The organism is Anaerobacillus sp. 63XJN7_5_ISO-PGPR-S23-430 (assembly GCF_056173695.1).
Genome location: NZ_CM149686.1, coordinates 4,052,563 through 4,064,860 on the forward strand (window position 1 = coordinate 4,052,563; position 12,298 = coordinate 4,064,860).

General features: G+C 42.6%; 10 protein-coding genes. 1 reads left to right on the forward strand and 9 read right to left on the reverse strand.

Annotated features, from left to right (window positions below):
• Positions 1-51 precede the first annotated feature (51 nt).
• The 3 genes from fsa to AC0VYJ_RS20860 all read right to left on the reverse strand — a co-directional run bounded on the left by fsa (position 52) and on the right by AC0VYJ_RS20860 (position 2,416).
• Entirely contained in the window at positions 52-705 is a 654-nt protein-coding gene (gene fsa / locus AC0VYJ_RS20850; protein ID WP_475366155.1) for a fructose-6-phosphate aldolase, read from the reverse strand.
• A gap of 188 nt (positions 706-893) precedes the next feature.
• Positions 894-1,757 carry a class II fructose-1,6-bisphosphate aldolase gene (fba, locus tag AC0VYJ_RS20855; RefSeq protein ID WP_159786369.1) on the reverse strand — a complete coding sequence of 288 codons (864 nt, stop codon included), beginning with the start codon at positions 1,755-1,757 and terminating at the stop codon, positions 894-896.
• Positions 1,758-2,047: 290 nt separating this feature from the next.
• Positions 2,048-2,416 (reverse strand): response regulator, encoded by a 369-nt coding sequence (locus AC0VYJ_RS20860; RefSeq protein ID WP_194218362.1) that lies wholly within the window; start codon positions 2,414-2,416, stop codon positions 2,048-2,050.
• Positions 2,417-2,667: 251 nt separating this feature from the next.
• Here AC0VYJ_RS20860 and AC0VYJ_RS20865 point away from each other — a divergent pair, with 251 nt between their 5' ends.
• Positions 2,668-3,198: a DUF2529 family protein gene (locus AC0VYJ_RS20865; RefSeq protein ID WP_475366156.1), complete on the forward strand. Its 531-nt coding sequence runs from the start codon at positions 2,668-2,670 to the stop codon at positions 3,196-3,198.
• Between the two features lie 55 nt (positions 3,199-3,253).
• Here AC0VYJ_RS20865 and AC0VYJ_RS20870 read toward each other — a convergent pair whose 3' ends face one another.
• The 6 genes from AC0VYJ_RS20870 to AC0VYJ_RS20895 form a co-directional block, all read right to left on the reverse strand.
• On the reverse strand, positions 3,254-4,867 hold the full coding sequence (locus AC0VYJ_RS20870; RefSeq protein ID WP_194218360.1) for a CTP synthase: 1,614 nt from the start codon (positions 4,865-4,867) through the stop codon (positions 3,254-3,256).
• Between the two features lie 420 nt (positions 4,868-5,287).
• Positions 5,288-5,779 carry a DNA-directed RNA polymerase subunit delta gene (rpoE, locus tag AC0VYJ_RS20875; RefSeq protein WP_475366157.1) on the reverse strand — a complete coding sequence of 164 codons (492 nt, stop codon included), beginning with the start codon at positions 5,777-5,779 and terminating at the stop codon, positions 5,288-5,290.
• Between the two features lie 296 nt (positions 5,780-6,075).
• Positions 6,076-9,339 (reverse strand): fused isobutyryl-CoA mutase/GTPase IcmF, encoded by a 3,264-nt coding sequence (gene icmF / locus AC0VYJ_RS20880; RefSeq protein WP_475366158.1) that lies wholly within the window; start codon positions 9,337-9,339, stop codon positions 6,076-6,078.
• A gap of 13 nt (positions 9,340-9,352) precedes the next feature.
• Positions 9,353-9,967, reverse strand: a complete 615-nt coding sequence (locus AC0VYJ_RS20885) for a TetR/AcrR family transcriptional regulator (RefSeq protein ID WP_430245337.1) — start codon at positions 9,965-9,967, stop codon at positions 9,353-9,355.
• A 17-nt stretch (positions 9,968-9,984) separates the two neighbouring features.
• Positions 9,985-10,944 carry a methylmalonyl Co-A mutase-associated GTPase MeaB gene (gene meaB, locus AC0VYJ_RS20890; protein WP_475366159.1) on the reverse strand — a complete coding sequence of 320 codons (960 nt, stop codon included), beginning with the start codon at positions 10,942-10,944 and terminating at the stop codon, positions 9,985-9,987.
• Positions 10,945-10,952: 8 nt separating this feature from the next.
• The gene (locus tag AC0VYJ_RS20895) at positions 10,953-12,095 is read right to left on the reverse strand and encodes an acyl-CoA dehydrogenase (RefSeq protein ID WP_475366160.1); all 1,143 of its coding nucleotides are present in this window, start codon (positions 12,093-12,095) and stop codon (positions 10,953-10,955) included.
• Positions 12,096-12,298 lie beyond the last annotated feature (203 nt).

Below are 12,298 nucleotides of genomic sequence, written 5' to 3' on the forward strand. Positions count from 1 at the left end.
TCTTAAGAATAGTATGGGCAAAAACAGGAAGTTCATGCCAATTTAATAAGACTATTTATTTGCTTTCTTCGCTTCTTCCCAGTCAGAAAGGAATTGATCAATTCCTTTATCAGTTAGCGGGTGTTCTAGCATCTGAAGAACGACCTTAAGTGGCATTGTGCCAATGTCAGCGCCACGAAGAGCCGCTTCTGTTACATGCATTGGGTGACGAATGGACGCAGCAATAATTTCAGTCTCAATTCCATGTACCGCAAACAGTTCGGAGATTTCAGAGATGAGATCAAGACCATTTTGACCAATATCATCAAGACGTCCAAGGAATGGCGAAACGTAAGACGCACCAGCACGTGCTGCAAGCAAAGCCTGGTTAGCAGAGAAAACAAGCGTTACGTTTGTTTTAATTCCTGCTTCGTAGAATGCTTTGACCGCCTTCATCCCTTCACGATTCATTGGAACCTTTACGGTAATGTTTGGTGCGATTTCAGCTAGTTGTTTTCCTTCTTCAATCATTTCTTCAGCAGTTGTTGAAACAACCTCTGCACTAACAGAGCCAGTTACTAGGCTTGTAATTTCACGAAGACGATCATGGAAATTCACCTTTTCTTTCATAACAAGAGATGGATTCGTAGTTACTCCAGCTACTACTCCCATATCGTGTGCTTCTTTAATATCATTCAGGTTTGCAGAATCTATGAAAATTTTCATTATGTTCGTCCTCCTTTGATTTTAGAAAGCGGTTACGAGAAAGATTTTAACATATTTTGTTTTAAGTTAGCTGATTTGATTGTAAATAAATGAAAAATAGTCGCAAGGTAGTAGTTAGGGGATTAAAAAACGGAAATCAGAAACCGCTCATAATAGAGCGGTTTTGATGATCCGATTTTAAGAAGTTATTACGCTTTGTTAGAAGAACCAAACTCACGCATTTTGCCGATTACTGTTTCTTTAATCGCGTCACGTGCTGGTCCCATGTATTTACGAGGATCGTAAAGATCTGGCTTTTCTTCAAGTACAGAACGAACTGCTTTAGCAGAAGAAAGTTGGCTCTCAGTGTTCACGTTGATTTTAGCATGTCCAAATTTGATCGCTTTTTTAACGTCAGCAGTTGGAATACCAGTACCACCGTGAAGTACTAGAGGAACACCAGTCATTTTGCTGATTGTTTCCATGCGGTCGAATCCTAGGTTAGGCTCGCCTTTGTAAGGGCCGTGAACAGAACCAAGTGCAGGTGCGAAGCAATCTACACCAGTTTCGTTGATAAGGCGCTCACACTCTTCAGGGATTGCGTATGCAGCTTCAGCATCGTCAACGATAAGATCGTCTTCTTGTCCGCCAATGCGTCCAAGCTCAGCTTCAACAGAAACACCAACTGCATGTGCAGCTTCTACTACTTTTGTAGTTAGAGCGATGTTTTCGTCTAGTGGGTAATGAGAACCGTCGATCATAACAGAAGTGAATCCAGCGTTGATCGCTTGCATACACTTCTCGAAGCTAGAACCGTGGTCAAGGTGAATAGCAACTGGTACTGTAACCTTGTACTCTTCCATAAGCGCTTCTACAATTGTAACAATTGTTTTGAATCCGCCCATGTAACGAGCAGCACCTTCAGAAACACCAAGGATAACTGGTGATTGTTCTTCTTGTGCAGCTTGTAGGATAGCTTGAGTAAACTCAAGGTTGTTAAGGTTAAATTGGCCAACTGCGTAGCCTTCTGCTTTACCTTTTTCGAGCATTTCTTTCATAGAAACTAAAGGCATGGTAAATCCTCCTCAATATAATTTAAAATTGCCAGGATGATACCTGGAACATCTTAATAACGAATACTTGTCATTGAAGCATGCAGATGTATCCAGAAAAACTGTCTTCTTCAAGATGGCACAAACGCGATGTTTTTATGTATGCCGTCGTCCAAGAACTTCCCGCTAAACTGAATTCATTTGCTCTACAATTTCTCCAAAAACACGGTTCTATTATAGCATATCACTTTCATAAAAGAAGGGGAAAAGCTTGATTTAATGGGATTTGTTTATGTAAGCGTTACCTTTCTTTATGAAAGCGACGCTAATTCTTTTTTTACTGCTGCTCGTATCTCGTCAATGTCAAAAGGCTTCGCAAAATGGGTAATTGCTCCTAGATCCATCGCTTCGTGGATCATATCTAGTTCACCGTAGGCAGTCATAATAATGACAAGCGCCCTTGCTTCCATTTTTTTGATTCTCTTTAGAATTTCAAGTCCGTCCATTCCTGGTATTTTCATATCGAGAATGACTAAGTCGGGATCCTCACTTTTTACGATCGATAGTGCTTGAACGCCATTCGCTGCCTGGAATGTTTGATATCCTTCTTTTTGGAAGATTTCATTTAGAAGAATTCGGATTCCATATTGATCATCTACGATTAAAATTTTTTCATTCATGTGAGAGCACCTTCTTTTCAGTTAGTCTTACTGTTTATGTTCGCTTCAAATTGTTGAATCCCTTCCTGATTATACATCGAGGGCTGTAATTCGCAAGTGTCATGTAGTTTCGTTATAATAGGAACCTGCAATGAGCAAAAAAATTGTTCATCTCCTCTTTAGATATAATGAGATTTATTCATATATTTATATCAAAATACAACCAAAAATCAGTTCTCTTTTTTATAAAAACTTTGAAAGGCAGTGATAAGATGCTTAAGATTTTTACGACTCAGCTGATGGGGAAGTTTAAGATTATTCAAGATCAGCATGAGATGGTGATTGAAGATATATCCCGATTGTTCGCACAGACGATAACAGGAGGCGGGACGGTTTATTTTTTTGGCGAGCATGAGCTCCAGGGTACTGCTCTTGAAGCAGTGTACGGATCTGAGAAGCTTCCTTCAAGTGCGATTCTCCATGACCATGCCACATTAACTGAAAATGACTGCGTGATATTATTTTCACGGTTTAACGATGACAAACTAGCGGCTGAGCATGCTGAGAAATTCAAAGCAACAGGAGCTCAGGTTGTAGGCATATCAGCAACAAAGAAAGAAACTGATCCTCTGCTTGAGCAAAGCGTTCATTTTCACATTAACACCGGGCTTACTTCCGGTCTCGTGCCAAATGATGATGGGGAACGAATCGGTTACCCTTCTCTACTCACTTCTTTATACATTTATCATGCTCTTTATTTAACTACGAGGGAAATATTAGAAGAGCATGGCTACGAATTCTAATGCTACTTTCTCCTAAAAAAGCCTCTTCTCCGAACGGAGAAGAGGCTTTTTGTAATTATTTGCTGTTAGCGATAGAAGCGCCAATAAATTCTTTGAATAACGGCTGTGGACGAGTTGGACGTGATGTGAATTCAGGGTGGAATTGTGATGCAACAAACCACGGGTGATCCTTCACTTCTACGACTTCTACAAGACGGCCATCAGGGCTAGTTCCAGAGAAGATGAAGCCTGCTTCTTCCATTTCAGTACGATACTGATTGCTGAACTCATAGCGATGACGGTGACGCTCATAAATTACTTCATCGTTATAAGCTGCATATGCTTTCGTACCTTCCGTTAGCTTACATGGATAAAGACCGAGACGGAGTGTACCACCAAGATCTTCAACATCCTTCTGTTCAGGGAGAAGGTCAATGACTGGATATTTCGTTGTTGGCTTAATTTCAGCTGAATGAGCACCTTCTAGATTCAGAACGTTACGTGCAAATTCAACAGAAGCAAGCTGCATACCAAGACAGATTCCTAAGAAAGGTACTTTGCTTTCACGCGCGTACTGAATCGCAGTGATTTTACCTTCAATTCCACGATCGCCGAATCCACCTGGAACGAGGATGCCATCTACGTCAGAAAGAAGTTCCTCAACGTTTTCCTGCGTAACTGTTTCAGAATTAATCCACTTAATGTCAATGTCAGCATCAAATGCATAGCCTGCGTGCTTGAGCGACTCTACAACGGAAATATAAGCATCTTGAAGAGCGACATACTTCCCAACAAGCGCAATTTTTGTTTTGCCTGAGAGGTTTTGAACTTTCTCAACAAGCTCATTCCATTCAGTCATATCCGCTTCTTGACAGTTCAATTTCAAATGTTGACAAGTGATCTCATCAAGCTTTTGTGCTTGTAGAGCAAGAGGAACTTTATAAAGCGTATCAGCATCTTGCGCTTCAATTACCGCATGCTCATCAATATCACAGAACAAAGCGATTTTGTCTTTCATTTCTTGTGGAACTGGCTGTTCCGCACGAACAACAATAACATTTGGCTGGATACCAAGGCTGCGAAGCTCTTTCACACTATGCTGTGTTGGCTTTGTTTTCATTTCACCAGCTGCTTTAAGATAAGGAAGAAGCGTACAGTGAATGTACATAACGTTCTCCTTGCCGATGTCACTCTTGATCTGACGAATCGCTTCTAGGAATGGAAGACTCTCGATGTCTCCAACCGTTCCACCGATTTCAGTAATAACTACATCAGCGCTTGTTTCGTTACCTGCGCGGAAGATGCGCTCTTTGATTTCATTCGTAATGTGAGGAATTACCTGTACTGTTCCTCCAAGATAGTCGCCACGACGCTCTTTACGAAGAACCGTAGAGTAGACTTTACCTGTTGTTACGTTTGAATTTTTAGAAAGGTTAATGTCAATAAAGCGCTCGTAGTGTCCAAGGTCAAGATCCGTCTCAGCGCCATCATCTGTTACGAATACTTCACCGTGCTGATAAGGACTCATTGTCCCTGGGTCAACGTTAATGTATGGGTCGAACTTTTGAATCGTTACGCTCACGCCGCGATTTTTCAAAAGTCGTCCTAATGAAGCTGCTGTAATTCCTTTACCAAGCGAAGAAACAACACCGCCTGTTACAAAGATGTACTTCTTATGTTTTGCTGTCATCTTTCTGCCCCCTCATGGTTTGTATTCTGCCCTTCAAGAAAGGAAGGGGATTCATCTGAAACGAGAGATTTTATGTTTTTTAATAAAATCAATGCAGATGGTTACATTTTTCTTAACTTAATCGGAAGGTCCACTCGTACTGGCTAAATTCCAGCTTCTCAATGCATTTCATCAATGAGCTCATTAGAAGAACTTGCCCTCAGGTTCTAACAGAAGCCATCGTTCTTCTTATACTTTAGCCCTTTAAAAAGCTTAAAATCCTTAAAGTATAAAAAACAAAAAAAACAAAAGTGGCACCTGTCCCATAAATGAGGGGGCACTTTTGTTTTCATATCGTATCTATAAATTAGTTTAGTATTTTGGTGAAGCCCAAAAATGATTCTACCGATTTCACTACCGAAAGTCAAGAAGCGACAGAAATTATTTCTTTTCTTCTTCGTCGTCTTCCACGTCGTCATCATCGTCATCATCAATGTCTTCATCGTCCAAATCTTCTGTATCATCATCGAAGTCATCATCGTCAAAGTCGTCAAGATCATCTACTTCTAGATCTTCAAGATCGTCTTCATCATCTTCATCGAAACCAAGCTCATCGTCAGTTGATTTCTTGCGTTTCTTTGGTTTAATTGTCGTTGCAAGCTCTTCTTGAGATTGCTCAACAGGATACCAGCCCTTAAGGCCCCACTGGTTATCTCCAAGCGTTACGAAACGACCGTCTGTGTTCAAGTTTGTATAAACTTCTGCAAGCATGTCCTGAAGCTGAGAAGAAGTTAGACCTTTCATTTTTCCAATTTGTTCCATTAACGTATAGAAAGAAACAGGTTTTTTCTCGTCCTGCAGGATGAAATACATAATATCAATCATGGATGTTTCTTGGATGTCTTCAGCAGACAGCTGCTTTAAGCTATTCACGATATCGGCACTCCCTTTCAATTATCTCCTATGAATAATAGCTGCTAATTTGAGAAACTAGCTTATCACTATTTTTAAACGATAGCATTTATTTCAAGCTACTTGTAAATCCTAATACAAAACATACCATTCATTATAAACAAAATTACGCAATCTATGCTACGATTTTCAAACAAATCTATTGAAATAGAAGGATTTCACCTTCAAATGATGTACCTTTTCGTACGAAAAGGAGGAAGGCTACTCCTTCCTCCTACAATAATATGAACGCTTGCATTTGACAAGTTCTTAACGGTCTACATATTTCGACGGTATTTTCCACCAACTTCATAGAGTGCGGTTGTAATTTGTCCTAGACTTGCTACTTTCACCGTCTCCATTAATTCTTCGAAAATATTCCCTTTACTTAACGCTGCTTTCTTTAAGCGATTCAGCGCATCTTCTGTCGTATCCGAATGCGTTTCTTGGAACTGCTTTAAGTTTGTAATTTGCTGTTCCTTTTCTTCCTTACTCGCTCTTGCAAGCTCCATGTTCCACTCTTCTTCTGCAGGTGGATTTGGATTCTTATACGTGTTCACTCCAACGATCGGAAGCTCACCGCTATGCTTTAGCATCTCATAATGCATAGACTCTTCTTGAATTTTACCGCGCTGGTACTGTGTCTCCATTGCACCCAATACACCGCCACGCGCGTTAATCTTCTCAAATTCACTAAGAACAGCTTCCTCCACAAGGTCTGTTAATTCTTCAATAATGAATGAACCTTGTAGTGGGTTTTCATTCTTCGTCAGTCCATGCTCTTTCGTAATAATCATTTGAATTGCCATAGCTCGACGAACGGATTCCTCTGTTGGTGTTGTGACAGCTTCATCGTAAGCATTCGTATGAAGCGAGTTACAGTTGTCATGAATCGCCATTAAGCCCTGCAATGTTGTGCGTATATCATTAAAGTCCATCTCTTGCGCATGCAAAGAACGTCCTGACGTTTGCACATGATACTTTAACTTCTGGCTACGAGCATTTGCCCCGTACTTCTCTCTCATTACCGTCGCCCAAATTCTGCGCGCCACTCTTCCAATAACGGTATATTCTGGGTCAAGTCCATTACTAAAGAAGAAGGAAAGATTCGGTGCAAACTTATCGATATCCATACCGCGACTTAAATAATACTCGACATACGTAAAGCCATTCGCAAGCGTGAACGCCAGCTGTGAAATAGGATTCGCACCCGCTTCGGCAATATGGTAACCGGAAATTGACACTGAATAATAGTTGCGCACATTCTCATTGATGAAGTACTCCTGAATATCCCCCATCATCCGAAGCGCAAATTCTGTTGAGAAAATACATGTATTTTGACCCTGATCTTCTTTTAAAATGTCCGCCTGAACAGTACCACGAACCGTGCTAAGCGTGATTGCCTTAATATCAGCAAGCTCCTGCTCGTTTGCTTTACGACCTTCTTTTTCTTCAAACCCTTGAATTTGCTGCTCAATCGCCGTGTTCATAAACATTGCGAGTATGATCGGCGCAGGGCCATTAATCGTCATAGATACTGAAGTCGATGGTGCACATAAATCAAAGCCTGCATAAAGCTTTTTCATATCGTCGAGTGTACAAATACTCACGCCACTCTCGCCAACTTTTCCGTAAATATCAGGACGATAGTCAGGATCTTCTCCGTAAAGCGTCACAGAATCGAAAGCGGTGCTTAAGCGCTTCGCATCTTCGTTCTCAGAGAGGTAATGGAACCGTCGATTCGTTCGCTCAGGCGTTCCTTCGCCTGCAAATTGACGCTTCGGGTCCTCTCCTTTTCGTTTAAATGGAAAGACGCCAGCGGTATACGGGAATGAGCCCGGCACGTTCTCTTTCAATACCCAGCGCACAATTTCTCCCCAATCTTCATACTTCGGTAGAGAAACCTTTGGAATATCCAATCCTGAAAGACTCTTCGTCGTTAGTTCTGTTACAATTTCTTTCTCGCGGATAACGGAAATGAATTCTTTTCCACTATATTTCTCTTTCACTTCAGGCCAGCTTTCGATAATCTTACGCGTTTCCCCATGCATATCGTCCATGTTTTCATCTTTCATCTTAGAGAGCATTGCAATCGTCTCGTCATTGTCTCCCGCACTCTCTAGCATCTCAATCGTCCCTTGAAGCTGGAATGCTTTCCTTGCAAGCTGAACCTGCTTTTCAACGTATTCATGGTAACGACGAACGGAACCAGAGATGTCCTGTAAATATTGCTGACGCTGCGGTGGAATAATGAGATTCAGCTTTTCTACGATGTCACTTGTTTCAATGTTTGTTGCCCAGTCATTTCGACATTTACGATGAATCGTATCAACCAATGCTTTAAAAAGCGTATTCGTGCCCGGATCATTAAACTGACTTGCGATCGTGCCGTAGACAGGCATGTTATCTAGATTTTGCTCAAACAGCATGTGACTACGCTGATATTGCTTCTTCACGTCACGCAGAGCATCTTCAGAGCCTTTGCGTTCGTATTTATTAATCACAATCAAATCCGCAAAATCGATCATATCAATTTTCTCAAGCTGTGAAGGCGCACCAAATTCACTTGTCATCACATACATCGAAACATCAGAAATTTCAACGATCTCGGCATCCCCCTGGCCGATTCCGCTTGTTTCAATAATGATCAAGTCATATCCAGCCGCTTTCACAACGGTTAACGCTTCACGTATTGAAAGTGAAAGCTCAGTTTTTGATTTTCGCGTTGCGAGACTTCTCATAAACACGCGGTCATTGTGAATAGCGTTCATACGGATTCTGTCACCGAGCAGTGCGCCGCCAGTCTTTTGTTTTGTCGGATCAATGGAAAGGATCGCTACCGTCTTATCATCAAATTCATTAATGAAACGGCGTACGAGCTCATCAGTTAAGGAGCTTTTCCCAGCTCCACCAGTACCAGTAATCCCAAGAACTGGAGAGTCGGTTGCCATATTCTTAAGCTTATCAAACACTTGCTCAGCAGCGGCCGCCGTCTCTTCTGTACGTTCTCCTCCATAGCTTTCAGCAAGGGTAATGAGACTCGAAACAGCCTGCGGATCGCGCTCATGCAAGCGATCAATCTGGTTATCAATTTGTTTAAACGTCGGAAAATCACATTCCTTGATCATCATATCGATCATCCCTTGTAGACCAAGATCACTTCCATCATCAGGTGAAAAAATGTGAGAAATTCCGTAAGCATGCAGCTCTTTAATTTCCTTAGGAATAATAACGCCGCCCCCACCGCCATAAATCTTAACGTGTGAAGCGCCTTTTTCTTTTAAAAGGTCATACATATATTTAAAGTATTCCATATGACCGCCTTGATAAGACGAGATTGCAATTCCCTGCGCATCTTCCTGTATGGCAGCGTTCACGACTTCCTCAACAGAGCGGTTATGTCCGAGATGAATAACTTCTGCACCGCTCGCCTGTAGAATGCGGCGCATAATGTTAATAGATGCATCATGACCATCAAACAAACTTGAAGCGGTTACAAAACGAACATGGTTCACTGGTTTATACGTTTCGACTACACTCACTGCTGTTCCTCCTCTATCGGTTCGTAGTTTCTACAGGATTTAAAGCTTGAATCAAAAAAGCCTCCTGCATTCTTGTATACTCTTCAATGGAATAATGAGACCGAAGCGCCCAGCGCCTGAACACCCACATCTGTCCCTGCACGAGAATGTTATGAGCAGCTCCGTAAATTTCCTCTTCTGTAAGCCGAAGTTTTCCTTCTGCTACACATTCTTCAATCAATCGCTCAAAAATTTCTGCCATGCCTAGCTCTTTTTTCAATACATAAGGGAGCGTTTCCCGCGGAAGGGACTTTGCTTCCTGGTACATAACAAGCACTTCATCCTGCATATCGTCCATCACATGATAAAACGCATGAAGGGCCTGCCTTAAACGCTCGATTCCTGTTATGTCAGGCTTAAGCTGATCTTCTAGACGCTCTCTCACTTCATCATAAATGCTGTCACAAACGAGATATAACACATCTTCTTTTTTGCGAATGTATTCATACAGCGTACCAATGCTAAAGCCAGCAACACGCGCAATTTCTCGCGTTGTCGTACGATGGAACCCTTTTTCCTTAAAAAGGGAGACCGCTGCTTTAATCATTTGCTCACGTCGTTTCTGAATGAGCTTTTCATCCTTTACCATCGAAGGAACGTTTTTCTTCACCTTCCCATCCCCTTCCTCTCAAGGCTGCCCATATAATCCTGAAGCAGCTTCACAGCGGCTGAGTAAGGGTCGATGGCGCCACTTTTCACTTCATCAATCCAGCCATTATCCTCTGCTTCGCGCTCCATAAGCTGCTTCATCATTTCATCATGCACCACTTCGATCACTTCTCGTTCAAGTGAGGTTTTGCGTCTAGCATCGCGCTCACCAGACTCCTTACTGTATTCAAAATGCTCCTTCATTCGTTTCCAAACATTCTCAAGACCTAGATTTTGAACAGAGATCGCCTTCACAATCGGTGGACGCCACGGCGCATCATGCTTCACCAGATCGAGCATGCTTTCAAGCTCAGCCAGTAGCTTGGGGACACCTGGTAAATCTGCTTTATTGACGATAAAAAGATCCGCAATTTCCATAATGCCAGCTTTAAAGACTTGCACAACGTCCCCGCTACCTGGGTTCAACACTACGGCAATCGTATCCGCGATCTTCATAATATCGAGCTCTGATTGCCCAACCCCAACCGTTTCAATTAAAATGACATCGAATCCAAACGCGTCCATTAAGCGAACCGTTTCCTTCGTCGTTCGAGAAAGCCCCCCAAGGCTCCCTCGTGTTCCCATGCTTCGGATAAAGACACCAGGATCGGTAAAATGCTCCGCCATCCTGACACGATCTCCTAGAAGGGCGCCCCCGCTAAACGGACTCGTTGGATCAACGGCCACAACACCAACAGTGAGATCCTGTTTTCTAAGGTGGGTAATCAGCCTGTTAACGAGCGAACTTTTACCGGCACCGGGTGATCCGGTCATCCCAATATAGTGGGCACGCCCCGTCATCGGGTGGATATCCTTCAGTAATTCCAGTTTGTCTTCAGCATCATTTTCAACAAGACTGATCGCCTTTGCGAGCGCACGTTCATCCTGATTTGAAAGTCGTTCTGCGAGTGGATGCATAGCGCTTCTTAATCAGCCATCAGCATTCTTGAAATAACAAGACGCTGAATTTCATTTGTACCTTCATAGATTTGCGTAATTTTCGCATCACGCATATAGCGCTCAACTGGATAATCCTTCGTATATCCATAGCCACCAAAGACTTGCACTGCTTCTGTTGTTACTTCCATCGAGATATCTCCAGCGTATAGCTTAGACATCGCCGATTCCTTGCCGTAAGGAAGGCCCTGACTTTCTTTCCATGCAGCCTGGTAAGTTAATAGTCTAGCTGCTTCAATTTTCGTTGCCATATCAGCGAGTTTAAAGCCAATACCTTGATTTGCGCCGATCGGCTTGCCAAACTGCTTACGCTCCTTCGCATAAGCTGTGGCTGCATCAAGCGCGCCTTGTGCAATGCCAACAGCTTGAGCCGCAATTCCGTTACGCCCACCATCAAGCGTCTTCATCGCGATTTTAAATCCTTGTCCTTCATCGCCAAGACGATTTTCAACAGGTACACGGCAGTCTTCAAAAATGATTTCGAGCGTAGGAGAAGAACGAATGCCGAGCTTTTTCTCTTTCTTACCCATAGAGAAACCTGGCGTTCCTTTTTCAACGATAAACGCAGTAATCCCTTTATGACCCTTTTCTTTATCGGTCTGAGCAAACACGATATAAATTTCCGCTTCGCCGCCGTTTGTAATGAAAATTTTCGAGCCATTTAAGATGTAGTGATCGCCATCAAGCTTCGCCGTCGTTTTCATCCCACTCGCATCCGATCCTGACCCTGGCTCTGTGAGTCCGTAAGCTCCCATTAGCTTACCTTCTGCCATTGGACGCAAGAACTTCTGCTTCTGCTCTTCTGTACCAAATGCATTCAACGGCCAGCCTGCAAGGGAGGTATGTGCAGAAAGCGTTACACCTGTAGACGCACAAACGCGTGATAGCTCTTCCACTGCAATCACATAGCTTAAGTAATCTGAGCCAATGCCACCGTACTCTTCTGACCATGGGATGCCCGTTAAACCAAGCTCAGCCATTTGATCAAAAAGCTTTCGATCAAAGCGTTCTTCTTCATCACGCTCAGCCGCTGTTGGTTCTACTTCTTTCCTCGCAAAGTCGCGCACCATTTTCCGTAGCATTTCATGTTCTTCTGATAGTTGAAAATTCATCCTGTTTCTCTCCTTTTTGGTGGTTTGGACAATAAAAGTTGATTTTGGACAATATATCTCGAATTTGGCCAATAAAAATGAAGTTTGGCCAATATAATGGTTTTTTGGACAATAAAACGGATATACCTGGCTTTTCTGATCCAGCTGCTGTGACCAGACCCTCTGTCACTTCACCTTCCAACTCGATCACAAAGACCATGTTC

Coding starts and splice junctions, on each gene's coding strand:
- fsa (WP_475366155.1), bottom strand. CDS start 705: ATGAAAATTTTCATAGATTCTGCAAACCTGAATGATATTAAAGAAGCA.
- fba (WP_159786369.1), bottom strand. CDS start 1,757: ATGCCTTTAGTTTCTATGAAAGAAATGCTCGAAAAAGGTAAAGCAGAA.
- AC0VYJ_RS20860 (WP_194218362.1), bottom strand. CDS start 2,416: ATGAATGAAAAAATTTTAATCGTAGATGATCAATATGGAATCCGAATT.
- AC0VYJ_RS20865 (WP_475366156.1), top strand. CDS start 2,668: ATGCTTAAGATTTTTACGACTCAGCTGATGGGGAAGTTTAAGATTATT.
- AC0VYJ_RS20870 (WP_194218360.1), bottom strand. CDS start 4,867: ATGACAGCAAAACATAAGAAGTACATCTTTGTAACAGGCGGTGTTGTT.
- AC0VYJ_RS20885 (WP_430245337.1), bottom strand. CDS start 9,967: ATGGTAAAGGATGAAAAGCTCATTCAGAAACGACGTGAGCAAATGATT.
- meaB (WP_475366159.1), bottom strand. CDS start 10,944: ATGCATCCACTCGCAGAACGACTTTCAAATCAGGATGAACGTGCGCTC.
- AC0VYJ_RS20895 (WP_475366160.1), bottom strand. CDS start 12,095: ATGAATTTTCAACTATCAGAAGAACATGAAATGCTACGGAAAATGGTG.